Here is a 23532-nt window from a genome sequence, read left to right on the forward strand (position 1 = left end):
CCCGCCCCTCCTTCAGGGAGCTGTCAGGTTCGGGCGCGAGTGTGCCTCCGTCATCCCTTCCCTGATGACTTGCCTGATACCTTGCCGGGAGGCTCCCATGAAGACGCGCACCCTGATCGGAACGGCCCTTCTCCTGTCCACCGCCGGCCTCTGCGTGGCGCTCGCCGCCACGCAGATCGATCATCTCGACCTGCCGTTCCACATCCGCGACGACGCCGCCCGCGCCGACACCCGGCCCCTCCGGCTCGCAGACAACGATCGTCAGCACGAGCGCGGGGATCGCCATCACGGCCGCCACGACGATGATGATGATGATGATGATGACGACGACGATGACGGCCGTTCGGGCGGTCGCCCCGGCGCGGTTCCGCAGAACGGCCCGGCCGATCCCGCAGCGCCCGTCCCGGACAACGGCCTGTTCCAGGGCAAGGCCCGGCCCAAGGTCGAGGTGCAGTGACCTCCGGCCGCCCCCGCGCACCTTCAAAGGAATAATCAGATGAAATTCGTTCTTCCCGCCGTGGCCGCCACCGCCACCCTGCTCTCGCCGGTGCTGGCCGAGGCGCGGCAGGTCACCTTCGAGACCACCCTGAAGCCTTACGGCGGCAACGGCGCCTATCTGGTGCTCTACGTCACCGATGCCGCCGGTGCCTACAAGGGCACGCTCTGGATGGCCGGGGGCAAGGCGAAATACTACCGCCACCTCTCCGACTGGCAGCGCGCCTCCGGCGGGCGCCCCACCGAGATCGACGGCATCACCGGCGCCAGCGTCGGCTCCGGCAAGACGCTCAAGATCACCCTCGATCTCGCCGATGCCATGATCGATGCCGGCTACAAGGTCCATGTGGACACGGCGGTCGAGGACGGGATGGACAATCCCTCCGAGGTGGTCGCCCCGCTCGCCGCAAGCGCATCCGGCAAGCCCCTCGCCGGCAAGGGCTATGTGAAATCCTTCACCGTCACCTTCTGATCCCCCTTCGGACATCCCCAAAATGCTTCGCCGCCTCCATGGCCTGCCCGGCATCGCGCTGGCGCTGGCCCTTGCCGTCACCGCCCTCACCGGCGCGGTCCTTTCCGTGCAGCCGGCGCTCGATCGCGCCGCCGCGCCGGCGATCCCGGCGGCGGCGAGTGTCGCGGACCTCGCCGCGCAGGTCGCCGCGCGCCATCCCGGCGTCAGCGCCATCCGGCTGCGGGCGGACGGCAGCCTCACCGCGGCCTTCGACGATGGCGACACGCGCGGCGTGGAGCGCATCGACCCCGCCACCGGCACCGGGCTCGGACCTTACGCGGTGTCCGAAACGACCCGCTTCTTCACCAATCTCCACCGCTCCTTCCTCGCGGGCGATGCGGGCCGCGTGGCGGCGGCCATCGGCGCGCTGGCCATGCTGGGCGTCTCCGTCTCCGGCCTCATGCTGCTCGCCCGCCGGCTGGGCGGCGCGGGGGCGTTGCTGCGGCCCATCCGCGGCACCCCGGCGCAACGCTGGCATGGGGAGCTGGGACGGCTGGCCGCCGTGAGCCTGATCATGTCTTCGCTGACCGGACTGTGGATGTGGGCCGGCACATTCGGCCTTCTGCCCGAAACGACGGGCGCGAACTCCGCCGTCGCCGCCAGCGGCGGCGCGCCGGCTCCCGTCGGCACGCTCACCGGCCTGAGGGCCTTAAAGCTCAAGGATCTGCGCGAGCTCACCTTCCCCGATCCCGCCGGCCCGGCCGATGTCTTCACCCTCGTCACCGCCGACGGCGAGCGGCTGGTGGATGCCGCCACTGGCGCCACGCTTGCCATGACCCCGGCGACGGCGCTGGAGCGGATGAACGACCTCGTGCGCATGCTGCACACCGGGCGCGGCGCCTGGGTTCTCGGCCTCCTGCTCGGCCTTGCCTCGGCGGCGGTTCCGGTGCTGGCCGCGACCGGCTTCGCCCTGTGGCTGCGGCGGCGGGCGGCACGGCCGCGCATCTCCGCCAATGTGCCAGTGCGGAGGGCCGATACGGTGATCCTCGTGGGCAGCGAGGGCAATTCCACCTGGGGCTTCGCGGGCACGCTGCACACGGCCCTCGTCGCCGCCGGCCACAAGGTCCACACCGCCGCCATGAACGAGGTGAGCGCGGCCCATCTTGTCGCCCCGCGCGTGCTGGTGCTCGCCGCCACCTATGGCGAGGGGGCCGCGCCCCAATCGGCCAAGCAGTTCCTGTCCCGCCTCGCGGGCCTGCCGGGGCAACCGGCGGTAGCGGTGCTGGGCTTCGGCGATCGCAGCTTCCCGCATTTCTGCCGGTTCGCCCGCGCGGTCGCCGATGCGCTTGAGGCGCGGGGATGCCCGCAGCTTCTGCCCATGAAAAGGATCGATCGCCGCTCGGCGCAGGAATTCGCCCAGTGGGGGCGGGATCTCGGCGGCGCCCTGGGGCATGATCTCGTGCTTACCCATGTGGCCGAGCCGCCGAAGACCATGCCCCTCGTGCTCGCCGGGCGCGAGCTCTATGGCGAGGCGGTGGGCGCGCCGGTGGCGATCCTGCGCTTTCAGGCGCCGGCGGACCCGCGCACCGGCGCACCCGGCCGGCTGCCGACCTTCGAGGCCGGCGACCTCGTGGGCATCGTGCCGCCGGGGGACTACATGCCGCGCTTCTATTCGCTTGCCTCTTCCACCCGCGACGGCGTGCTGGAGATCTGCGTGCGGCTGCGCGCGGACGGCCTCTGCTCCACCTTCCTGCACGAGCTCGCGCCCGGCGAGGGCATCGATGCCTTCATTCGCGAGAATCCCACCTTCCGTCCGGCCAAGGGACGCGGCCCGCTCATTCTCATCGGCGCGGGGGCGGGCATCGGGCCGCTGGCCGGCTTCGTGCGGGCCAATGCGGCGGGCCGGCCGGTGCATCTCTATTGGGGCGGGCGGAGCGCGGCCTCCGACTTCCTCTATGAGCACGAGCTGGCCCAGCACCTCGCCGAGCGGCGGCTGACGACGCTGCGCACCGCCTTCTCGCGGGACGCGGACGAGAGCGCCTATGTGCAGGACCGCATTGCCGCCGACGCCCCGCGCCTGCGGGAACTGGTGAAGCAGGGGGCGCAGATCCTGGTGTGCGGCGGCCGCGACATGGCCGAGGCCGTGACCCGGGCGCTCGAGCCCGTGGTGCGTCCGCTCGGCCTCGACCTTCCCACCCTCAAATCGAGCGGACGCTATGTCGAAGATGTCTATTGATGCGGGTCGGGGTGGGACGGCGCTCCGGCGCCACGCCCTGAGCGGGCCGGCCATGGGCGCGCGCTGGTCCGCCGTCTTCTTCGCGGCGGGCGGGATGGATGAAGCGGCGCTCACCCGCCGTCTCCAGATCGCCGTGGACCAGGTGGAACAGCAGATGTCCACCTTCCGGCCCGACTCCGATCTGGAACGGCTGAACGCCGCGCCCATCGGGGCGTGGATGCCCATCCCCCGCGAACTGATGCACGTCCTCTCGACCGCCCTCGAGATCGGCCGTCTCTCGGGCGGGGCATTCGACATCGGGGTGGGCGATCTGGTGAGGGCATGGGGCTTCGGCGCATCGCCGGGCCCCGATGGCGGACGCATCGCGGGGCTTGCCGGCCGCCCCTCGTTCGAGCCGCCCAAGACCTTGCAACTCGATCCGGCCAGCGGCCGCGCCCGCCGTCTGGCGCCGCTCCGGCTCGACCTTGCCGGCATCGCCAAGGGCTTCGGCGTGGATGAGCTGGCCCGCGAGATGCGCGCGGCCGGCCTCTCCTCCTTTCTGGTGGGCATCGACGGCGAGATGCGCGCCGAAGGCCAGAAGCCGGACGGGCGACCGTGGACGGTGGCCCATGAGCGGCCATCCGCCGGCGAGCGGGACATCATCGGCGTGCTGGAACTCTCCGGCGCCGCCGTCGCCACCTCGGGCACCTATCGCCATCGGGTGGAGGTGGCCGGCCGCGTCCTCTCCCACACCATGGACCCGGCGCGGGGGGCGCCGCTGGAAAACGACCTTTGCGCCGTCACCGTGCTCGGCGAGACCTGCATGGCGGCGGACGCCTGGGCGACCGCGCTGCTGGTGCGCGGGGCGAGCGAGGGGCCAGCCCTCGCCCGCCGCCTGGGCCTTGCGGCGCTGTTCGTGCGCGCGGATGGCGCGGTGGAGGCGACGTGGTCTCTGGCTCCGCCACCCGAGATGGCGACAGCCCCGATGGGAGACCCCTACACGGCGTGACCGACCAGCGTTCCGATGGCTGCGGTCGCCGCCATGGCGATCGCACCCCAGAACGTCACGCGGATGGTCGGCTTCCAGATGTCCGCACCACCTGCACGCGCGCCCAGCGCGCCCAGCGCCGCGAGGCAGACCAGCGACCCGCCGGAGACGATCGGCGCGATCAATGCGGTGGGCGCCAGCAGGGAAATGACGAGCGGGATCGCAGCCCCGAGCGCGAACGTCACCGCCGATGTCAGCGCGGCCTGGATGGGGCGCGCGACCACATGCTCGGCGAGCCCCAGCTCATCCCGCGCATGGGTGGTGAAAGCGTCCTTTGCCGTCATCTGCTCGGCCACCTGACGCGCCAGCGCCGGCTCGACCCCGCGTCGCACGTAGATTTGCGTGAGCTCGGTGAGCTCGCTCTCCGGCTGCTCGGCGAGCTCGCGCTGCTCCTTGCGCAGATCGGCGTTCTCGGTATCGGCCTGCGAGCTCACCGAAACGTATTCGCCCGCCGCCATCGACATGGCGCCGGCCACAAGGCTCGCGACACCCGCGACCAGGATCTCCGACGCATTGGTCGATGCCGCCGCGACGCCCACCATGAGGCTTGCCGTCGAAATGATGCCGTCGTTGGCGCCAAGGACGGCGGCGCGCAGCCAGCCGATGCGCTCGATCAGATGGTTTTCGCGGTGAAGGGGTTTCATGGTGATACCTGCTGGGAGGACCTACGGATTGGCGCGCAACATGGTGCCAGGGGGGAACCGGTCTGCACCAATTTTTAGAACAAATCTAATCAGTCTGGATGACGATGCGATGAGGCGCTTGGCTGCCAGATGACAACTTTGCGGGCGCCCCGATGCGCCTGACTGTGGGATCCTGGGTCGCCGGCTCGCGCGTCGGAGGTGCGAATTTGTCGAGAACCGGAATGCCGACAGGGACTTGCTCATCGAACCGTCCCCAGAAGTGAAGCGGGAGTTTATCCTCACAGCACCAATCGAACAGCAGATCACTCTCGGAAACATAGGCAACGGCGGCATCCACACGTTCCGTATGTTCTGTGGCGTTCAGAATGATGTTGCGGAGATAGCCGCCTTCTATATCCATTCAGCAGTAAATTCACGTCACGCGACCCGCCCAGCCATAACCTCGCCTTTGACCTTGACCTATTTCAAGGCTCGGACCTCAGCAATATGGTCGGAGTGCTTCAAAACCTGAAGTGAATGATGGCGTCGCCCTTCGGGCCGGGCTGTAGGCTGCGCCGAAGCCCGAGGTTAGGTCTTCTCCCTGGCGGGCGGCCATCCCTGACGCGGTCCGGGCGAATGCCGCCCGAGGAAGGGAAGGCGGGGGTTCTTGCTGAGTGCGCTGCGACGGTGGATGGAGGGACGAAGGCAGATCCGCCGGACATGGCAGGCAGACGCGCGTCGTCTGATGCAGCATGACGAATTTGGCGCGTACTACGAGGCGCAGCGACTGGCTGCTCGGGCCCGTGCGTGCGGTCAAGCCGGCGAGTTCATCCATTGGGGTAAGGTGGCGGCCGAGGTGACGAGAATCTCGCCGCACGCGCCGATGGACCTCGCCGTGGTCCAGGCGATCGTGGACGATGAGCCGCGATGTGGGGGAGTTTCTCGCAGTCGGGACGATTGATCGGACAGCTGCGCCGCCGCCGCTTCGGCAAAGCACTGAAGCCTTCTGACCTGAGGTGCGGCGCGGGGCCGGGCGTGTACCGGTACGGCCATGTGGTTCGGCGTTCGGAAAAAGGAGTGTGCGAGAGGGCACGGACACCTTCGCGCCGAGTCCGACCCCGCTCTCCTTGGATGGCTTTCCTGGTCCTCCGCCCGGCCTTCCACGATCAACCCACAAAAGGGGTCGGCTATGCAGAGCATGCCGCCGCTGCGGCTTTGCCTGCGCGGTGATCGCGGCCGGTTGAGGACACTGACGGACGCCATCGAGCGGGGATCGGCCTCGCTCCAAGATGGAGCCCTCAGATGTCGCACGATCTTTCCCTCGCACAATCCCACGCGTTCCAGCTCGCTCGCACCCTGATGGTCCCGGTCACGCTGTTCGAGGTCGATGGAGAATTCGGCGTCATGCCGAGCGACGAACTCGACGACGCCGACGTGGTCGTCGTCCACGAATACGATCCCCACCAGTTCGGCCCGGCTCATTGAGCCGGGTTCGCCCGGACGAGTACGTGCCGCTCGCGAGCGGGCGGCCGCAAGGGAGGCTGCGCCGCGGCTGGCCAAGGCCAGGGCGCTGCGCGCCCTGCAGGATTCATCAGTTGCCAGCCGCGCCCTTGCCCCCTTCGCTCTTCGCGGAGGCATGGAATGGTCCCGCGGCGTGCGGGATGAGGAAAATTCAAGCGGGAAAGGTCCGACGCGAAGGCGCGTTTGGAGAATAAGATGGAAAAGACGGATATCGAGGAGCTGAGGAGCCGTGTGCCCTGCGCGGCTGCGCTCCAAAAGGCTGGGTTCGCGATCGATCTGAAGGAGAGCACGCGCAGGGCGGTCAAGTACCGGCGCGGTGACGACATCATTATCGTCATCCATCACGGCAAGGGCTGGTTCGATGCACGGTCCGAAGCCAAGGGTGACGTGTTCTCGCTTGTCGAGCATCTCGATGGTGTCGGCTTTGTGGAGGTGCTGCAGCGGGTTTCGGACCTGGTTGGCTTCGTGCCGAACGAGCCCGTCTGGACGAGGGAGGCCCGCGAGCACGATCCCGACCTTGGCATTCCCGATCGCTGGCGCGCGCGGCGCAGGCCATGGCCCGGCTCCATGACCTGGCGCTATCTCCGCGGCGAGCGCGCTCTTCCCGAGACGATCATCCGCGCTGCAATCCAGCAGGATCGCCTCCGAGAAGGGCCTCGCGGCAGCATGTGGGCAGCCCATGTCGACGAGACCGGCGCGGTTACGGGCTGGGAGGAGCGCGGCCCCGAATGGCGCGGTTTCGCCCGCGGCGGCGGCAAGGTCCTGTTCCGCCTCGGGCCGGTCGGTGCCCGCCGGCTCTGTGTTACCGAGGCTGCGATCGACGCGATGAGCCTCGCCGCGATTGAAAGCCAGCACTCCGACAGCCTCTATCTCAGCACTGGCGGCGGATGGGCGCCAGCGACCGAAGCCGCCATCCGGCTGCTCGCATCACGCCATGGCGCCCTGCTTGTGGCGGCTACCGACAACAATGCGCAGGGCGAGGTCTTTGCCGAACGAATCGCGACGATCGCCGTGGCGACGACCGCCGACTACAGACGGCAAAAGCCCGAGCATGAGGATTGGAACGAAGATCTGCGCGCCAGAAAGAGGAGGGAAGAAGAGGGAAGGAAACCGGCTGCCGCATGCCCGCCGGCCGCGTCAAGGGTGAAGCTTCGCCCGCTGCGCGGCCCTTGACCCGCCCGGACTTCGATGCGGCCGCGGGGAGAGATCCTGAAGGGCTGAAGATGATGGTGATCCAAGAGGATGCGCCGCGCTCCAGCCCGACGAGGCTGAAGGAGCCCCGACATGACTCTCTCCACCCCTATCCGCAAGGTGTTTCAAGGCGTTCCCGACCGGCGCCAGATGTTCCGGATGTTCGACCGTCACGCGCAGCGACCCTTCCGCTGGGACGGCGATGCGAGCGCGCTCTACACCGGCGAATGGTTCGAAACCAGCCCCGTCGACCACGACTATATGTTCGAGATCCTGCCGCCGCTCTGGATGCGCGGCGACATGTTCGCCATGCGCGAATTCCTGACCGGCAGCGTCACCGGCGTCTTCTTCGCGCTGATGATCGATGGTCGGGTCCGTCATTTCCACGGCTATTGCGATCTCGCCGACACGGCTTCGCCAGAGCGGATGCGTGCCGCGATCATCAACCGGGAATCGCGCCCGGTGAAGGCGATGACGCGAACCGAGCGCCTCGAGCACATCTGGAGCGCGACGCATGACGACTATCGCGGCTATGCCGGGGACCGCTGGCCGGAGGCCGATCGCGGCAAGCGCACCGTGCTGTTTTACGGCGGACGGCAAGGCACCAGCCTGGTCCTGCTCGACGGGCTGACCGACGCGCAGGTCTCCGCCAAGCTGCCGGTGCATCTGCGCTACCTGCCCGACGCGATCGCGGCGTGAGGTGGCGATCATGTTCACCTTCCCCGTGCAGGAAGTCCGCGCCGTCATCGCCCGCGGAAAATCCGACGGCGCGACCAATGGCGGCTACCGCAATCCCCATTACGGTCTCGCCCCGGGCAAAGACGAACGGCTCGGCCTATGGCTCGTCGGCGATGAAGGGGTGTACCTCCTCTCAAACGGCAAGCTCGCCGAGGGGCAACGCGCCCTCGTCTGCTACGCCGAGGAGTGCGATCCGAAGACCAATCCCGACTACTGGCACTACAAGCGCCAGCACTTCGGCTGCGATGACGGGATCGAATTCCTCGACGCCGTCGAGCTCGAGAGGCTGATGGCCGCCGCCCCCGGCGCCACGCACCTGACGATCGAAACCAGCGACACCAGCCTGTCGCTCGCCCTGATCCGCCGCTGACCCGGCGGGCGGACCTCGCCCACCCTTCCCGACTATCGAACGTGTCACACCCTCGCCGGCCTCCGGCGGGGCCGATGGCGCGCGCCTTCATCACAGGAGACATTCCCCATGGCGCAAGACGATCCCTTCACCCTCGATCTCTTCGGCAACACCGCGCTCTCGTCCGACCTCGGCCTCGGCGTCACCGCATTCTCGGCGAGCTTCACCGAGGGACCGGACGACGACGATCCACCGCCCATGACGCCGGCGCCGGCCGCGCCGATGGCTTCGGTTGAAAGGCGATCCGTCGCGTGCCCTGCCGAGACGGGTGAGAACTTTCATCTCACCGGGACGCGCCAGCTTGCCCGCTCGTGGAAGGACCGGGCCCGTGACAATCTCGCCGCCATTCGCCTGGCAGCCGCGATCGAAGCGGCGCAGCGCTCGGCCACACCGGAGGAGCAGACGGCGCTGATCAAGTTCACCGGCTTCGGCGCGTCCGATCTCGCCAATGGCGTGTTTCGCCGCCCCGGTGAGGATCGGTTCCGGAAGGGCTGGGAGGCGCTCGGCGCCGGGGTGGAGGAAGCCGTGAGCAGCGCGGACTACGCCTCGCTCGCACGCTGCACGCAGTACGCCCACTTCACGCCCGAATATATCGTCCGTGCCATCTGGGCCGGCCTGCTACGTCTCGGCTGGCGCGGTGGGCGGGTGCTGGAGCCCGGCATCGGCACAGGACTCTTCCCCGCGCTGATGCCGGACAACTTGCGATCCGTCTCTCACGTCACCGGCATCGAGATCGATCCTGTCACGGCGCGGATCGCCCGGCTCCTTCAGCCGCGCTCCCGGATCGTCATAGGCGACTTTGCCCGCGTCGACCTGCCGGCGCATTTCGATCTAGCGATCGGCAATCCGCCCTTCTCCGACCGCGCCGTGCGCTCGGATCGCGCTTTCCGGTCGCTCAGGTTGCGGCTGCACGACTACTTCATCGCCAGGTCGATCAACCGGCTGAAGCCGGGAGCGCTCGCGGCCTTTGTCACGTCGCACGGCACGATGGACAAGGCGGGCAGCTCGGCCCGCGAGCACATTGCCACCATGGCCGATCTCATCGGCGCGGTCCGCCTGCCTGAAGGCAGCTTCCGCGCCGATGCCGGAACCGAGGCGCAAGTCGACATTCTGTTCTTCCGCCGGCGCCGGGACGGTCAGCCGGAGGGCGATCTGTCCTGGCTCGACCTTGATGAGGTGCGCCCTGCGACCGAGGACGAGGCCCCAATTCGCGTCAACCGCTGGTTCGCCCGCCGTCCGGACATGGTGCTCGGAACACATGGGCTGACCTCCGGCCCCTTCGGCGAGACCTATACGTGCAGGCTGCGCGAGGGCGAGGATCTCGACGCGGGCCTTGCCGCGGCGCTTACCTTCCTTCCGGAAGGCATCTATGACGGCGAGCCCGAGCCAATCGAGGCCGAGCTCTCCGATGACACGAGCCCGACCGCCGACCTGCCCGACGCGTCTCGGGCGCGGGAGGGCAGCTATTTCGTCGACAGCCGTCATGGCCTCATGCAGCTCGTCGACGGAACCCCGGTCGCGATCCGCGTGCGCAACGGGCGCAGCCCCGAGGGCATTCCGGAAAAGCACGTCCGCATTCTCCGCAAGCTGATCCCGATCCGCGACGCGGTCCGCGAGGTGCTGAAGGCCCAGGAGTTCGACAAGCCGTGGAAGCCGGCACAGGTGAAGCTGCGCATCGCCTGGTCGAACTTCGTACGCGACTTTGGTCCCATCAACACCACCGTCGTCTCGACCAGCGAGGACGAGGACACCGGCGAAGTGCGTGAGACGCACCGCCGCCCGAACATCCAGCCCTTCCTGGACGATCCCGATTGCTGGCTGGTCGCCTCGATCGAGGACTACGACCTCGAGAGCAACACGGCCAAGCCCGGTCCGATCTTCACCGAGCGGGTCATCGCGCCGCCGCCGGCCGCGATCATCACGTCACCTGCCGACGCGCTCGCCGTCGTTCTCAACGAGCGCGGTCATGTCGATCCCGACCACATCGCCGAGCTGTTGCACCGTGATGTCGAGCACATCATCGCCGAACTCGGCAACGCCATCTTCCGCGATCCCGCCGACGGCTTCTGGCAGACCGCCGACGCCTATCTCTCGGGTGCCGTCCGCTCGAAGCTCGTCACCGCGCAGGCCGCGGCCGCGCTCGATCCAGCCTATCAGCACAACGTCACCGCGCTGCAGGCCGTGCAGCCGGCCGATCTGCGGCCTTCCGACATCACCGCGCGTCTCGGCGCGCCGTGGATACCGGCCGCCGACGTCGTCGCCTTCGTGCGCGAGACGATGGGCGCGGAGATCCGGATCCATCACATGCCGGAACTGGCCTCTTGGACCGTCGAGGCGCGGCAGCTTGGATATATGGCGGCCGGCACGTCGGAGTGGGGGACCGACCGGCGTCATGCCGGCCAGCTCCTCTCGGATGCGCTGAACTCCTCCGTGCCGCAGATCTTCGACATCGTGAAGGACGGCGACAACGAGCGCCGGGTGCTCAATGTCGTCGACACGGAAGCGGCCAAGGAAAAGCTCACCAAGATCAAGACCGCGTTCCAGACCTGGATCTGGAGCGATCCCGATCGAACGGACCGTCTGGCGCGAGTCTACAATGATCGCTTCAACAATATCGCGCCACGCGCCTTCAACGGCGATCATGTCCAGCTTCCGGGCGCCTCAGGCGCCTTTTCGCTTTATGGGCACCAGAAGCGCGTCATCTGGCGCATCATCTCTTCCGGCAGCACCTACGTCGCTCACGCCGTCGGCGCCGGCAAGACCATGTCGATCGCCGCCGCCATCATGGAGCAGCGCCGGCTCGGGCTGATCGCCAAGGCCATGCTCGTCGTTCCCGGCCATTGCCTGGCGCAGGCGGCACGTGAGTTCCTGGCGCTCTATCCGAACGCCCGGATTCTCGTCGCCGACGAGACCAACTTCACCAAGGACAAGCGCCACCGCTTCCTGTCGCGCGCGGCGACGGCGACCTGGGACGCCATCATCATCACTCACAGCGCCTTTCGCTTCATCGGCGTGCCGTCGGCTTTCGAGCAGAAGATGATCCAGGACGAGCTGGAACTCTACGAGGAGCTGCTGACCAAGGTCGAGAGCGACGACCGCGTCTCGCGCAAGCGGCTGGAGCGACTGAAGGAGGGGTTGAAGGAGCGGCTCGAGGCACTCGCGACGCGCAAGGACAACCTGCTGACCATCTCGGAGATCGGCGTCGATCAGATCATCGTCGATGAAGCGCAGGAGTTCCGTAAGCTCAGCTTCGCCACCAACATGTCGACCCTGAAGGGTGTCGATCCGAACGGCTCGCAGCGCGCCTGGGACCTGTTCGTCAAATCCCGCTTCATCGAGACGAAGAACCCGGGCAGGGCGCTTGTGCTGGCTTCCGGCACGCCGATCACCAACACCCTCGGAGAAATGTTCACCGTACAGCGGCTGCTCGGCCACGCGGCGCTGCGCGAACGTGGTCTGCACGAATTCGATGCGTGGGCGTCGACCTTCGGCGACGCCTCCACCGAGCTCGAGCTGCAGCCTTCGGGCAAATACAAGCCGGTGACGCGCTTCGCGCAGTTCGTGAATGTCCCCGAGCTGATCGCCATGTTCCGCTCGTTTGCCGACGTGGTGATGCCGGCGGACCTTCGCGACCATGTGAAGGTTCCGGAGATCTCCGGCGGCAAGCGCCAGATCATCACCGTGCCGCCGAGTGCGGCGTTCAAGGCCTATCAGCGCCTGCTCGACGCCCGCATCACCGCCATCGAGCAGCGGGACCGTCCCCCAGAGCCCGGTGATGACATCCTGCTGTCCGTCATCACCGACGGGCGCCATGCCGCGATCGATCTGCGGCTGGTCGATCCCGACAATGACAATGAGCCCGGAAACAAGCTCAACCAGCTCGTCGCGAACGCCTTCCGCATCTGGCAGGAAACGGCGGAAAACACCTATGTCCGCGGCGATGGAAAGCCCTACGAGCTGCCCGGTGCCGCGCAGATGATCTTCTCGGATCTCGGCACGCTCGGTGTCGAGAAAAGTCGAGGCTTCTCGGCCTACCGCTGGATCCGCGACGAATTGGTCCGGCTGGGCGTGCCCGCCGCCGAAATCGCCTTCATCCAGGACTACAAGAAGTCCGACGCGAAGCAGCGATTGTTCGGCGATGTCCGGGCTGGCAAGGTCCGCTTCCTTCTCGGCAGTTCGGACACGATGGGAACGGGCGTCAACGCGCAGCTGCGGCTGAAGGCGCTGCATCACCTCGATGTGCCATGGCTGCCGTCCCAGATCGAGCAACGTGAAGGCAGGATCGCAAGGCAAGGCAATCAGCATGACGTCATCGACATCTTTGCCTACGCGACGCTCGGTTCGCTCGACGCCAGGATGTGGCAGAACAACGAGCGAAAGGCCCGGTTCATTGCCGCGGCGCTCTCCGGCGACACCTCGATCCGCAGGCTTGAGGACATGGGCGAGGGGCAGGCATCGCAGTTCGCCATGGCGAAGGCCATCGCCAGCGGCGACCAGCGCCTGATGCAGAAGGCGGGGCTGGAAGCCGAGATTGCGCGGCTAGATCGCCTGCGCGCCGCCCATGTCGACGACCAGCATGCCATTCGCCGCCAGATCCGCGATGCCGAGCGCGAGATCGAGATTTCGGCCCGGCGCATCGCCGAGATCGGGCAGGACATCGAACGGCTCGCGCCGACCTTGGGCGATGCCTTCGCCATAACCGTGACCGGGAACCGCCATGCCGAGCGCAAGGGGGCCGGCCGCGCTCTGATGAAGGAGATCCTCACCCTCATCCAACTCCAGCAGGAGGGAGAAGTCGTCATCGCCTCGCTCCGCGGTTTCGATCTCGCATTCCATGGCGAGCGGGTCGGACGCGACGGCTTCCACTACGCCATAATGCTGCTGCGGACCGGCGCGGACTACGAGATCGATCTGCCTGTTACGGTCACGCCGCTCGGCGCCGTCGCCCGGCTCGAGCACGCGCTGTCGGGTTTCGAGGAGGAACAGGAAGGATATGGGCAGCGACTGACCAATGCCCGCCGTCGCCTCGCTTCCTATCAGGTGCGCGAGGGCGGCGCATTCGCCTTCGCCGACGAGCTGGAGACGAAGCGCACGCAGCTCGCCGAGATCGAGGCTGATCTTGCGAACGATACGGAGAGTTCCCGTGATCGGATTGCTGCTTAGAGCGTTTTCGAGCGAAGTCGATACCGGTTCGCGTAAAGAAAACGCGTAAACTCAACAAGCTAGAGCATTTCCCCGATTCAGTGAAACGGGGAAATGGTCTAGAGCCGGATCCGATCAGGTTGAAACAACCTGATCGGTGAATCCGTCTCTAACTCGAAGATAGAGAACGTTTTACCGATCAGATTGGTGATCCAATCTGATCGGAACGTGCTCTAGGATCGCTCTCGCGACAAGCGGTTCTCATCGTCGATCAGAACGAGACGAGATGGGGCACTGTCGCCCCATCTCCAGAGCACGAGGTTCAAATCCTCAGCAGTCGCGCCGGCCGCAAAGCTCCTGACGAGCAGGCCGTTATGGCCGGCGGCAATGAGCCGCCGGGCAAAGGTCTGCGTTCGCGCTTCCCCGCTCGCCTTCATCTGGTCGCGCCATGTGCTGTCGGCGAGTGCCGCAGCGTCCATGCCCTTTGCCTCGAGCGCCTCATCATCCCGGCAATCGAATATGCCATCGATCTCCGCGTCGTGAGAGACGAGCGTGGTCGGCTGGAGGTTGCCGACCTGATTGGCTTCGCGCAGCGCCGTCATCACCGATAATGACGCATAGAGCGCGGCCAGGCCCTTCGGGTTGAACCGTCCACCATAGAGTTCGGCTCCTCGCCCGGACAATGGCTCGCGCGCGTAGACTGGATTCAGCGCTTGATAGAGCTTTCCCCGATACTGCACGTCGTCAGGCGTGCACGCCGGCGTCGACCGCGTCGACATAGTCGAGCACGTCATCCACTCGGCCGTTGCGCACGAGCTGCATGGCTGTCTGGCCGGAGAAGCCGGGCAGGGGCTCCGACCGGTACCAGGCATAGGCCATCAAGGTCGAACCGAAGCGCGGCTCGACCTTGTTGATCACCTCGACCATCTCGCGCAGCCGGCGTTGGGTCTTGTCCGACCGGACGCGATCCTTGCGCTGGACGGCATCCTTGCCCAGCCCCGCCGTGCGGGCGACTTCCTCGCTGGTGGTTCGGAACGCAACCGCGATCTTCCGGGGGGCGAGGAAGCCGTTATCCGCATATTGCTCCAACCCCATGCGAGCCTCCTATTGTCCAAATGACGCTAATTCTGACGGAATATAGCGTCATCATGGCCGGCATTCAAGGCGCGATATGGGGAGGAAAGGATGGGCATTCAGGAAAGAAAACCGGTTCGCCGATCGGCCGAACCGGCGACGCTGACGCTCAACCGCGGCCTGCGCGATCCCCGGCCACGGCGTCCTGCGCAGGGCTTATAGCCCCGCTTGGCCGGCCGGGCAGGGATGCTCGGCCGCAGTTGCACCGGCCCGCCCGCTCCGCGGGCCGGGGGAGGTCTTCGAGAGGAAGACAAAGGAAGGACCCGCGAAAGGCGGCGTCCGAAATCCCCACAAGGAGCATCCCGATGCATCTCATCAAGGTCGATCCGCGCGCGCTGCGGGAGAATCCTGACAAGACCCGCCTGACCAAGTCCACGGCGCAGGCCGATGCCCTGCTGCTGGCGACGATCAAGGCCGTCGGCATCGTCCAGCCGCCGGTCGTCGCGCCGCAAACTGACGGCGGCAATGGCTTCATCATTGATCGTGGCCACCGTCGCGTGCGCCAGGCCATCGCGGCCGGGCTCGAGGAGATCGAGGTCCTCGTCGACGAAGCCGCCAACGACAATGGCGCGATGCGCTCGATGGTCGAAAACATCGCCCGTGAGCCGCTGAACCCGGTCGACCAGTGGCGCGCCATCGAGCGCCTCGTCGCGCTCGGCTGGACCGAGGAGGCGATCGGCGTCGCGCTTGCCTTGCCGATCCGCCAGATTAAGAAGCTGCGGCTCCTCGCCAACGTGCTTCCCGCCATGCTTGACCACATGGCGAAGGGCGACATGCCGAACGAGAAGCAGCTGCGCACGATCGCCGCCGCCTCGTTGGAGGAGCAGAAGGAGGTCTGGAAGAAGCACAAGCCGTCCAAGGCCGATCCGCAGGTCGCCTGGTACAACGTCGCGAACGGGCTGGAAAGGACCCGGATGTACGCGAAGGACGCCAGCTTCGACGATGAGCTCGCCAAGGCCTACGGCATCGCCTGGGTCGAGGACCTGTTCGCCTCGGCCGACGAGGACAGCCGCTACACCACGGATGTCGAGGCCTTCCTCGGGGCGCAGCAGGAATGGATGGCGAACCACCTGCCCAAGCGCGGCGTCATCGTCGAGGCCGACACCTGGGGCCGCGCGAAGTTGCCCCCCAAAGCCGAGCAGGTCTACGGCCGGCCCGGCAAGTCGGACCACGCGGCCATGTATCTCGATCGCGAGGGCAAGGTACAGACGGTCCACTACCGTATGCCCGAGCCGAAGAAGGCAAAGGGCAAGGACGAGCCGACCAACGGCGCCGCTGGCGACGACGGCATCGTGGCCACGAAGCCGCGCCCGGACGTGACCCGTAGGGGCATCGAAATGGTTGGCGACTTCCGGACCGATGCGCTGCACGAGGCGCTCGCCCGCGCGCCGATCGAGGATGACACGCTGCTGGCGCTGCTCGTCCTCGCCTTCGCCGGCCGCAATATCTCTATCGCCTCCGGCGCCTCGGGCGACGTCTATGGCTACGCCCGGATGGACCGCCATGCCGCACGACTGGTCGGCAATGATGGCAAGCTCGAGTTCGACCGCGAGACGCTGCAGCAGGTGGCGCGCGGCGTCCTCATCGATGTGCTGTCGTGCCGCGAGAACCGCACCGACTCCGGCATCGTCGCGCGCGTCGCCGGCGATGCCATCGGCGCCGACGGCTTCCTTCCGAACATGGGCACGGAGGAATTCCTCTCGTGCCTGTCCCGCGCCGCGCTCGAAGGCTCGTGCACGGACACCCCGGTCCTGCCGCGCCAGAAGGTGAAGGACACCCGCGCCGCTCTCGTCGAGCACTTCAAGGACGAGCGGTTCGTTCATCCGTCGGCGCAGTTCGCGCCCGACGCGATGAAGCTCGCGAGCTGGCTGGTGAAGCACGAGGCGAGCGAGGACGACGATCTCGACGAGGGGTCGGCCGAGCCGGACGCCATTGAGCCGGCCGAGGTGCCCGACGACGAGGCCTACAGCGTCGCGGCCGAATAGCCGGCGCACATCATCGCAACGCGAATTCCATCCCGCCGCCGGCTCTGCCGGCGGCGCTTTCGTTTCCACGCATGCGCAATCACGGAGGACACCATGTCCGCGCACACGATCTATGACAATGCGCCGATCGGCGCCCTCGTCGCCTGGTCCGACGGAACGCCGCGCCCGCCCGAGCGCTTTACCAGGAAGCTGTCCGCCTGGCAGACCCACAACAGCAAGGGCCGCCTGATCCAGAAGCAAGGGGAGCGCGGGATCGGCAGCGTCGGCCTGTCCGCCAGCTTCACCCTGCACGAGGCGGACTTCGGCGCCGGAGGCGTCATCGCCATCCGCGTCCACCGGACGTTCTCGCTCGACTCGAAGCTGGACTTCACGGTTCTCGAGCGTCCGGCCATCGGGTCGGTGCGGATCTTCGACCGCGCCGGCGTCGGCGGCGAGCTCGTCCATCTCGCTGCGCATCGGCAGGCTGCCGAAGAATGGCTCTCGCGCCATGGCTATCCGCGCGCCGTGCTCGAGGAGGTGACGGCCGATGAGGTCGGCGCCGATATCGTCGAGGGGAGGGCGGTGGCATGACGATGCTCGTATCTCCGAACAAAGCTGCGGATGCCACCACCGGATTCCCGGACGTGGCGTTCGGCCGCAGCACCGAGGGTTTTGCCGTCGCCCGCGTCGCCGATACCACTTTCGCCATGCTGCCCGCCCGCGACGGGCGTCATTATCTGGCGAGCGGCTGGCGCATCGGTCATCCTATGGAGCAATGGACGCGCGCCGATTTCCACAGTCATTCCGGCGAGCTTGCCGACGAAGGCGCTTTCCGGGTCAAGGTCGTGGAGAACGCCGAGCATCAGCGCGAGAAGCGCGCGCTCGGCCGCCGCGAGATCCGCTCGATGGCCAGCACGCCTTGGGGGCCGTCGCAGGGCGCGACCCTCTACGCGGAGGATGTCGTGTTCCATTCCACGGCTGGCCATGGAGGCATCCACCTCTCGGCGGCGCGCAACCGCATGGTCCATCCCATGCTCCGCGCCGTGGGCGGCTGGTACGAGTCCCATGATTGACCGCAGCGCCTGCCGCGGAGAGGCTCAGGCGGACATCATCCGGAAGAGCGAATGCACATGAACCCGACATTTTCAGACAAGACGGAGTTTCCCGAGGATCTGGCCAAGGTCATTTACGTCTCGGTCGAGTTGAGCCAATCAAACTGGCTTGTTACGTCATTTCTTCCATCCGTCGATACGAAGATGGCGCGTAAAGGTCTCCCGGCCGGCGAGATCGGACGGTTGCTTAGTTTGCTTGCCGAACGCCGTTTGAAGGCAAAAAACCGAACCGGCGATCTGCTCCCCATCGTTGTGATTCAGGAGGCTGGTCTCGACGGCTTCTGGGTGCATCGGGTCTTGGCTGACGAAGGTCTCGAAAGCCATGTCGTGGACGCAACATCGATCGCGGTTCCAAGGAAGGCGCGTCGAGCGAAGACGGATCGCATTGACGGCGAAATACTCATCCGCGCGCTGATGGCGTTCAAACGTGGCGAACCCCGCGCCTGCGCAATGGTTCGGGTTCCCTCTCACGCCGAGGAAGACCGGCGCAGGCTTCTTCGGGAAAGGAAAGCTCTCGTCGTAGAGCGTTTGGCACATGCCAATCGAATTGAAGGATTGTTGTTCGCTCAAGGCATTTCAGACTATCGGCCCCTCAACCGAGATCGGCGGCCGCGCCTTGAAGACCTGCGCACGGGGGATGGTCGTCCCCTCCCGCCGTTCTTGAAGGCGCAGATTTCGCGGGAACTTGATCGTCTCGAATTGGTCATCGAGCAGATCAGAGCGATCGAGGCAGAGCGCGACGAACTTCTTGCGTCCGAACGGAAGGAGGCAAATAGCGCTGTTGCCATGCTCGAGAATGTGCGTGGCATCGGCCCCGAGTTCGCGTCGATGCTTTGGGCCGAGGGTTTTTATCGGAAATTCGACAATCGCAGGCAGATCGCCGCCTATGCCGGATTGGCGCCGACGCCGTGGCAAAGCGGTTCTGTCAATCGCGATCAGGGCGTATCGAAGACCGGGAATCCGAGGCTACGGACCACAATGATACAGGTCGCCTGGCTCTGGGTGCGCCATCAACCGGATTCCGCGCTGACCGGATGGTTTCGACAGCGAGCAGCATCAAGCGGCGTTGGTCAGCGCAAGAAAGTTGTCGTGGCGCTCGCACGCAAACTGCTTGTCGCTCTGTGGAAGTACGTCACTTCCGGGATCGTGATCGAAGGCGCGAGGCTGAAGAATGCATAGGGCCTCACCCTCTCCGCAATCTGCCGAAGCCTGATCAGCTTCGGCAGATCCAGGTAGGCGAACCGGAAGTCTTCTTTGGCTTAAACCGCCGCGTATGAGGATGGTCGCGCCTTCCTGAACCCAGCCCATCGAATGCGGGAATGTGGAACCGCTGCTCATGCAGCGACCGAATATAAGGTTGTCCCGGCTGTTGCCGGCTGAGGAAAGACCTGGGTTCACCTGGATATTGGAAGCAAAAAGCTGATGGAAAACAGCAATGGAGAGCCTATGCCTTGACCAATCATCATATAAGGAAGATGAAGCCTGGGCGATCGTCGCGATCACCTTCCCGCACCTGTTCACCCCCTTCGAGCGGCGCTGCGCCGAGCGGACGATCAAGGACAGCTGGCCGGAGGCATGGGAGAAGATCTTCGGGACCGTTCTCGCCCCCGGAGAATCCCGCGAGAAGGATCGCCGGTCCTTCGAGCAGCAGCACGCCGGCGACTGGATCGTGATCTCGGCGATCACCTCCGACCACGAGAAGGGCTTCGTCGAGGTCGTCGCCACGATGGGCGGCCGACGTGGTCCTGGCACGGAGGAGCGCCGGTTCCTCGTTCCGGCGGAGGAATACCGCGTCGGTCGCTTCGGCTTCGTCATCGATGAGGATCGCCACCCGATCTATTCCGGCCCGTCGAGCTTCGTTGGCTGGAACGGATAGGAGGCGGCGATGCCCTGGAAGATCATCGCCTCCGCCTTCGGCTGGAAGGCCGCCCGTGACGACGATGAGGATCTCCTCGTCGTCTGGCATCCCAGGCTGCGCCGGCACTATAACGGCGCCGACGCCTGGAAGCAGGCCGTCCTCCTCTCGATCCGGGCGCCGTCGGCGCGCCCGATACTCCGTAGGGAGGGCCGGCCATGACGACGTACCTGGTCGCCGTTCATCTGCTGGTCGAGGCGGGGCCGGAGCCGCGCGCCGCCATCGACGCGTCTCTTCATGACATCCTCAGCGATGCCATGCGGCAGAATGCCGGCGGGCACTCCCCGCTGGTCGACTGGGCGGTCGCCGGCGCGGATCTCGCATCCTCGATCATTCCGGTCACGTTGTCCGCCTCCTATGCACCGGACACCACCCCGTTTCCGGCATGGCCGGCGGCATGTTCGAGGCGCCGCGCCCGGGGGAGTTCGTCATGACACCCCCGGGCGGACCGGCGCCGGCCGCGAGGATACGAGCCGCCTGCTCTGAGGCCCGCAGCCATCTTGCCCGGATCGAGCGACAGATCGAGCACCGTGCCGAACGGAGAACCATCACCGCAAAGGCGAAAGCCCGATCATCGAGGCGGCATCAGGCCGGGTGGTCGCCGGCGGATGAACGGCTCTTCCGCGAGCTTGTCGAACTCCTCACCTTCGAGCGCCGCGGCGACATCGAGGCGCTCTCGTGAAAACCCGCCGGCAGGAGCGCTCGGTTGCAGCGTTGAGCGTGCAAGGAGATCGAGCTTGAGCTAACCTTCCGCAGCCACAGGGACACCATCATGGACGAGACGACGCGCGCCGCGTTCGAGCGGCTCCTGACCATCGCCCGCAGCGACACCGGGCAGTCGCGCCGCGTCGCCGGCTTCATCCTCGCCTGGTGGAACGCCATGGATCTTGGCGGCTTCGACATCGCGGACCTCTTCGCCGTCGACGAGGCCATCGCCCATGACATGGCGACGGTCTTTGCCTATGTCGCCGGCCGACCTGTGGCGGAATATCCCGAGGCCTATCGGGCGGAGATCGAGGACGTCATCCGGCAGTGGCGGCCGGACGTGTGGGCGAAGGCAACCGAAGCGGTCTGAGGTCCAGCTCCACGCTGTCTCCAGCCAAGGCTTCGTCGGCGGCAGTGGATTCGCGCCTCTTCTCGCATTCACCCGTTGTCGACCGTCTCGACGATCACCGCGTAGCTCTCCGCAAATTGCTACCGTGAACCGCCGCGGCGTTCGGGGATGTGGAGCGCTGCGCGCAGGCACGCCGGTCAATCTCTTTGCCTGCACTTTGTCGTGGCCGAACGGGAGAGGCGGACCGTGGCGGCAGGTCATGTCGGCCTTCCGGTGCCGGTTTCGATGTCTGCGAACAGGTCCCTTGCCGGTCATCCCCTCGGGTTTTGCAGCGGTCGTAAACCGGCGGCCGGCCGCTTCAAGGCCGCGTTCCGCGCCGCGTGGCGGCCGGACCCGTCAGGCTCGGCAAAGCGGACCCGCGTCCCGCGCGAGGGCTGAAAGCCCTGCTTGTCCGCGGGCCGGCTTCGCTCGCCTTCGCCGTCTCCGGACCCTGAAGCGCCCGCCTTTCGCCGGTTTCTCGCGACCGCACCCGAAGGGAAGACCGGCAAGGGCCGGTCCGATCCCGACGGTGAAACCGAAGGAAAGGAATTTCACATGACCAAGACCGCTCGCGCGCCCCGCCAGTCCGCCCGCGTCGTCCCGCTCCGCAAGGGCACCACTCTCGAAATGGTCCGGCTGGCGTGTCCGGACGCCCACCAGACCATCCTCATCTCCGAAAGCTTCGGACTTCCGGTTCTCGACAGCGACGGCATCCGGGAGCTCCACCAGCGGCTGATCGTCGAGACGGCCGAGAGCCTGGGCGAGGGTCTCAGCGAACGGGCGATGCAGATTCATCTCCAGCGCATCGTCGGCGCCTATGTCGGATCGGCCCACGGAGCCGGCCAGTTCTATTCCCGCGCGGTCACCGAAGCCCGCGACGCCACCGCCAAGCTCGCCAACGACATCCGTGACGAGGATCTCGATGGCCCGGTCGGGTTCTCGAGCTCTGCCCAGCGCAAGCGTGAATTCGCGGCCGACATGGGGCTTCAGGCCCATGCGCTCCGCATGGCGGCGGAGGGCGCCGTCGCGGCCTACGAGCAGGTCGTCGGCGAGCGCTGGAAGCCCTTCGAGCGGCCGGTCGAGAATGCCGGCCAGAGCGTCGACCGCAAGGCGGCCGAGCTCCAGATGGCGGCTCTCGGCTGAGCCGCCCGGGCGGAGCTGAGGCTCCGCCCATCCCATCGCTCGTATGAGACCAGGCCGGCCCTCCAGGAGCTGGCCTTTTCGCATGTCGCAATCAAACCTCAGTCGATCGCGGGACGAAGAGGAATGGGAGGAGAGCGTGCCGTGCGCGTCCCGTCCCGGATGGAGGTCCTGCCGGGGCCGGCGGACAGCGCAACGGCTTCGCCGTCCTCCACGTCGTTGCGGCCCGTCGCGCCTCGCCCCGCGGGCGAGCGCCTCCGGGTGCGCGGGGCCGCCTGTTCCCCCGGCTTTCGGACCCCGTGACAGGGCCGCGATCGGCGCGGCCTCCTCGACGGAGGTTCAGCAAAATGAGCAGGAAAGAGGAAAAGGAGCGCGGCGACATCTACGCGCGGATCACCGAGCGGATCGTCGCCGATCTCGAACAAGGTGTGCGGCCGTGGGTCCGGCCATGGAGTGCGGCCCATGCGACCAGCCGTATCACCAGGCCGCTGCGCCACAACGGCGAGCCGTACACCGGCATGAATGTGCTGCTGCTGTGGTCGGAGGGCATGGCGCGGGGTTTCGTCTCGTCGACCTGGATGACCTTCAAGCAGGCGGTTGAGCTGGGCGGGCATGTTCGCAAGGGTGAATCGGGCTCGATCGTCATCTACGCCAGCCGGTTCACGAAGACCGAAACGGACGCGCACGGCGGAGAGGTGGAGCGAGACATCCCGTTCCTGAAGACCTACAGCGTCTTCAATGTCGAGCAGATCGAGGGCCTGCCGGACCACTTCCATCGCCCTCCGGGGCCCGTCCTCGATCCGATCGAGCGGATCGAGCATGCCGATCGATTCTTCGCCAATACCGGCGCCGTGATCCGGCACGGCGGCACGGCGGCATTCTATTCGCCGTCGACCGACCACATCCAGATGCCGCCGTTCGAGACGTTTCGCGATGCGGCTTCGTACGTGGCGGTCCTGAGCCATGAATCGGTGCACTGGACGGCGGATCCCCGCCGCGTCGGCCGCGATCTCAGCCGCTACGCGAAGGATCGCAGCGAGAGGGCGCGCGAAGAGCTGGTGGCGGAAATCGGCTCGGCGCTCCTCTGCGCCGATCTCGGCATCGTCCCGGAGCTGGAGCCCAGACCCGACCACGCTGCCTATCTGGGAAGCTGGCTTAGCGTCCTTTCCAACGACAAGCGGGCGATCTTCGCGGCCGCCGCCCATGCGCAGCGTGCCGTCGCCTATCTGCACGGCCTGCAGCCACAGGCCGAGACGGTGAAGGCGGCGTGATGTTCCGCGCACCAACCGTCGAAGGGGATGGCTATGCGCCATCCCCCATCCGGCTCCGCGTGCTCAGCCT

23 protein-coding genes and 1 pseudogene are annotated in these 23532 nt (G+C 66.7%); 20 read left to right on the forward strand and 4 right to left on the reverse strand.

Annotated features, from left to right (window positions below):
* The first annotated feature begins 97 nt into the window (after positions 1–97).
* From ABLE93_RS22120 to ABLE93_RS22135, 4 genes are read left to right on the forward strand one after another with little or no spacing between them, the layout of a single operon-like run.
* Positions 98–457 (forward strand): hypothetical protein, encoded by a 360-nt coding sequence (locus tag ABLE93_RS22120; protein ID WP_348841947.1) that lies wholly within the window; start codon positions 98–100, stop codon positions 455–457.
* A 39-nt stretch (positions 458–496) separates the two neighbouring features.
* On the forward strand, positions 497–967 hold the full coding sequence (locus ABLE93_RS22125; protein ID WP_348841948.1) for a DUF2271 domain-containing protein: 471 nt from the start codon (positions 497–499) through the stop codon (positions 965–967).
* A 22-nt stretch (positions 968–989) separates the two neighbouring features.
* Positions 990–3182 (forward strand): PepSY domain-containing protein, encoded by a 2193-nt coding sequence (locus ABLE93_RS22130; RefSeq protein ID WP_348841949.1) that lies wholly within the window; start codon positions 990–992, stop codon positions 3180–3182.
* Entirely contained in the window at positions 3163–4170 is a 1008-nt protein-coding gene (locus ABLE93_RS22135) for an FAD:protein FMN transferase (protein ID WP_348841950.1), read from the forward strand. Before ABLE93_RS22130 ends, ABLE93_RS22135 begins: the two co-directional genes overlap by 20 nt.
* Here ABLE93_RS22135 and ABLE93_RS22140 read toward each other — a convergent pair.
* Positions 4158–4853, reverse strand: coding sequence for a VIT1/CCC1 transporter family protein (locus tag ABLE93_RS22140; protein WP_348841951.1), 696 nt, complete (start codon positions 4851–4853; stop codon positions 4158–4160). The genes ABLE93_RS22135 and ABLE93_RS22140 overlap by 13 nt on opposite strands.
* A gap of 85 nt (positions 4854–4938) precedes the next feature.
* Entirely contained in the window at positions 4939–5253 is a 315-nt protein-coding gene (locus ABLE93_RS22145; RefSeq protein WP_348841952.1) for a hypothetical protein, read from the reverse strand.
* Positions 5254–6134: 881 nt separating this feature from the next.
* Here ABLE93_RS22145 and ABLE93_RS22150 point away from each other — a divergent pair.
* From ABLE93_RS22150 to ABLE93_RS22170, 5 genes are all read left to right on the forward strand, one after another.
* Complete coding sequence (locus tag ABLE93_RS22150; RefSeq protein ID WP_348841953.1) at positions 6135–6317, forward strand: hypothetical protein; 183 nt, start codon at positions 6135–6137, stop codon at positions 6315–6317.
* A gap of 231 nt (positions 6318–6548) precedes the next feature.
* A complete protein-coding gene (locus ABLE93_RS22155; protein WP_348841954.1) occupies positions 6549–7526 on the forward strand; it encodes a DUF3991 and toprim domain-containing protein in 978 nt (325 codons plus the stop codon).
* A 111-nt stretch (positions 7527–7637) separates the two neighbouring features.
* A complete protein-coding gene (locus ABLE93_RS22160) occupies positions 7638–8243 on the forward strand; it encodes a DUF1419 domain-containing protein (RefSeq protein ID WP_011993075.1) in 606 nt (201 codons plus the stop codon).
* Positions 8244–8253: 10 nt separating this feature from the next.
* Positions 8254–8652 (forward strand): DUF3085 domain-containing protein, encoded by a 399-nt coding sequence (locus tag ABLE93_RS22165; protein WP_348841955.1) that lies wholly within the window; start codon positions 8254–8256, stop codon positions 8650–8652.
* A 108-nt stretch (positions 8653–8760) separates the two neighbouring features.
* The gene (locus tag ABLE93_RS22170) at positions 8761–13854 is read left to right on the forward strand and encodes a helicase-like domain-containing protein (protein ID WP_348841956.1); all 5094 of its coding nucleotides are present in this window, start codon (positions 8761–8763) and stop codon (positions 13852–13854) included.
* Positions 13855–14066: 212 nt separating this feature from the next.
* Here the strand turns inward: ABLE93_RS22170 and ABLE93_RS22175 are convergent, their stop codons facing one another.
* Positions 14067–14573: an RES family NAD+ phosphorylase gene (locus tag ABLE93_RS22175; protein ID WP_348841970.1), complete on the reverse strand. Its 507-nt coding sequence runs from the start codon at positions 14571–14573 to the stop codon at positions 14067–14069.
* Positions 14574–14577: 4 nt separating this feature from the next.
* A complete protein-coding gene (locus ABLE93_RS22180; protein ID WP_348841957.1) occupies positions 14578–14928 on the reverse strand; it encodes an antitoxin Xre/MbcA/ParS toxin-binding domain-containing protein in 351 nt (116 codons plus the stop codon).
* Between the two features lie 344 nt (positions 14929–15272).
* Between ABLE93_RS22180 and ABLE93_RS22185 the strand changes: the two genes are divergently transcribed.
* The 11 genes and pseudogenes from ABLE93_RS22185 (at position 15273) to ABLE93_RS22235 (ending at position 23462) form a co-directional block, all read left to right on the forward strand.
* Positions 15273–16952 carry a ParB N-terminal domain-containing protein gene (locus tag ABLE93_RS22185; RefSeq protein WP_348841958.1) on the forward strand — a complete coding sequence of 560 codons (1680 nt, stop codon included), beginning with the start codon at positions 15273–15275 and terminating at the stop codon, positions 16950–16952.
* Between the two features lie 93 nt (positions 16953–17045).
* Positions 17046–17522 carry a UCP036055 family protein gene (locus tag ABLE93_RS22190; protein ID WP_348841959.1) on the forward strand — a complete coding sequence of 159 codons (477 nt, stop codon included), beginning with the start codon at positions 17046–17048 and terminating at the stop codon, positions 17520–17522.
* Positions 17519–17992, forward strand: a pseudogene (locus ABLE93_RS22195) (DUF7007 domain-containing protein); the annotation flags it as partial. The gene ABLE93_RS22190 and the pseudogene ABLE93_RS22195, both read left to right, overlap by 4 nt.
* A 69-nt stretch (positions 17993–18061) precedes the next feature.
* Complete coding sequence (locus tag ABLE93_RS22200; protein ID WP_348841971.1) at positions 18062–19222, forward strand: IS110 family RNA-guided transposase; 1161 nt, start codon at positions 18062–18064, stop codon at positions 19220–19222.
* A 256-nt stretch (positions 19223–19478) separates the two neighbouring features.
* Positions 19479–19919, forward strand: coding sequence for a DUF7007 domain-containing protein (locus tag ABLE93_RS22205; RefSeq protein ID WP_394030631.1), 441 nt, complete (start codon positions 19479–19481; stop codon positions 19917–19919).
* 9 nt (positions 19920–19928) lie between these two features.
* Positions 19929–20120, forward strand: a complete 192-nt coding sequence (locus ABLE93_RS22210; RefSeq protein WP_348841960.1) for a hypothetical protein — start codon at positions 19929–19931, stop codon at positions 20118–20120.
* Positions 20117–20392, forward strand: coding sequence for a hypothetical protein (locus tag ABLE93_RS22215; RefSeq protein WP_348841961.1), 276 nt, complete (start codon positions 20117–20119; stop codon positions 20390–20392). The genes ABLE93_RS22210 and ABLE93_RS22215 overlap by 4 nt, the downstream gene beginning before the upstream one ends.
* A complete protein-coding gene (locus tag ABLE93_RS22220; RefSeq protein WP_348841962.1) occupies positions 20389–20640 on the forward strand; it encodes a hypothetical protein in 252 nt (83 codons plus the stop codon). The genes ABLE93_RS22215 and ABLE93_RS22220 overlap by 4 nt, the downstream gene beginning before the upstream one ends.
* 90 nt (positions 20641–20730) lie before the next feature.
* On the forward strand, positions 20731–21033 hold the full coding sequence (locus ABLE93_RS22225; protein WP_348841963.1) for a DUF7673 family protein: 303 nt from the start codon (positions 20731–20733) through the stop codon (positions 21031–21033).
* Between the two features lie 573 nt (positions 21034–21606).
* A complete protein-coding gene (locus ABLE93_RS22230) occupies positions 21607–22194 on the forward strand; it encodes a hypothetical protein (RefSeq protein ID WP_348841964.1) in 588 nt (195 codons plus the stop codon).
* Positions 22195–22538: 344 nt separating this feature from the next.
* Complete coding sequence (locus ABLE93_RS22235) at positions 22539–23462, forward strand: ArdC family protein (protein WP_348841965.1); 924 nt, start codon at positions 22539–22541, stop codon at positions 23460–23462.
* Positions 23463–23532: the final 70 nt, after the last annotated feature.

Source organism: Xanthobacter pollutisoli (genome assembly GCF_040044995.1).
In the GTDB taxonomy this organism is placed as follows: Bacteria; Pseudomonadota; Alphaproteobacteria; order Rhizobiales; family Xanthobacteraceae; genus Xanthobacter.

Excerpts from the sequence above, each read along its gene's own strand:
- ABLE93_RS22130 (WP_348841949.1), top strand. The coding sequence starts at position 990 with ATGCTTCGCCGCCTCCATGGCCTGCCCGGCATCGCGCTGGCGCTGGCC.
- ABLE93_RS22170 (WP_348841956.1), top strand. The coding sequence starts at position 8,761 with ATGGCGCAAGACGATCCCTTCACCCTCGATCTCTTCGGCAACACCGCG.
- ABLE93_RS22215 (WP_348841961.1), top strand. The coding sequence starts at position 20,117 with ATGACGACGTACCTGGTCGCCGTTCATCTGCTGGTCGAGGCGGGGCCG.
- ABLE93_RS22225 (WP_348841963.1), top strand. The coding sequence starts at position 20,731 with ATGGACGAGACGACGCGCGCCGCGTTCGAGCGGCTCCTGACCATCGCC.
- ABLE93_RS22120 (WP_348841947.1), top strand. The coding sequence starts at position 98 with ATGAAGACGCGCACCCTGATCGGAACGGCCCTTCTCCTGTCCACCGCC.
- ABLE93_RS22125 (WP_348841948.1), top strand. The coding sequence starts at position 497 with ATGAAATTCGTTCTTCCCGCCGTGGCCGCCACCGCCACCCTGCTCTCG.
- ABLE93_RS22190 (WP_348841959.1), top strand. The coding sequence starts at position 17,046 with ATGTCCGCGCACACGATCTATGACAATGCGCCGATCGGCGCCCTCGTC.
- ABLE93_RS22160 (WP_011993075.1), top strand. The coding sequence starts at position 7,638 with ATGACTCTCTCCACCCCTATCCGCAAGGTGTTTCAAGGCGTTCCCGAC.
- ABLE93_RS22210 (WP_348841960.1), top strand. The coding sequence starts at position 19,929 with ATGCCCTGGAAGATCATCGCCTCCGCCTTCGGCTGGAAGGCCGCCCGT.
- ABLE93_RS22165 (WP_348841955.1), top strand. The coding sequence starts at position 8,254 with ATGTTCACCTTCCCCGTGCAGGAAGTCCGCGCCGTCATCGCCCGCGGA.
- ABLE93_RS22180 (WP_348841957.1), bottom strand. The coding sequence starts at position 14,928 with ATGGGGTTGGAGCAATATGCGGATAACGGCTTCCTCGCCCCCCGGAAG.
- ABLE93_RS22155 (WP_348841954.1), top strand. The coding sequence starts at position 6,549 with ATGGAAAAGACGGATATCGAGGAGCTGAGGAGCCGTGTGCCCTGCGCG.
- ABLE93_RS22200 (WP_348841971.1), top strand. The coding sequence starts at position 18,062 with ATGAACCCGACATTTTCAGACAAGACGGAGTTTCCCGAGGATCTGGCC.
- ABLE93_RS22220 (WP_348841962.1), top strand. The coding sequence starts at position 20,389 with ATGACACCCCCGGGCGGACCGGCGCCGGCCGCGAGGATACGAGCCGCC.
- ABLE93_RS22230 (WP_348841964.1), top strand. The coding sequence starts at position 21,607 with ATGACCAAGACCGCTCGCGCGCCCCGCCAGTCCGCCCGCGTCGTCCCG.
- ABLE93_RS22235 (WP_348841965.1), top strand. The coding sequence starts at position 22,539 with ATGAGCAGGAAAGAGGAAAAGGAGCGCGGCGACATCTACGCGCGGATC.
- ABLE93_RS22150 (WP_348841953.1), top strand. The coding sequence starts at position 6,135 with ATGTCGCACGATCTTTCCCTCGCACAATCCCACGCGTTCCAGCTCGCT.
- ABLE93_RS22145 (WP_348841952.1), bottom strand. The coding sequence starts at position 5,253 with ATGGATATAGAAGGCGGCTATCTCCGCAACATCATTCTGAACGCCACA.
- ABLE93_RS22135 (WP_348841950.1), top strand. The coding sequence starts at position 3,163 with ATGTCGAAGATGTCTATTGATGCGGGTCGGGGTGGGACGGCGCTCCGG.
- ABLE93_RS22140 (WP_348841951.1), bottom strand. The coding sequence starts at position 4,853 with ATGAAACCCCTTCACCGCGAAAACCATCTGATCGAGCGCATCGGCTGG.
- ABLE93_RS22205 (WP_394030631.1), top strand. The coding sequence starts at position 19,479 with ATGGAGAGCCTATGCCTTGACCAATCATCATATAAGGAAGATGAAGCC.
- ABLE93_RS22185 (WP_348841958.1), top strand. The coding sequence starts at position 15,273 with ATGCATCTCATCAAGGTCGATCCGCGCGCGCTGCGGGAGAATCCTGAC.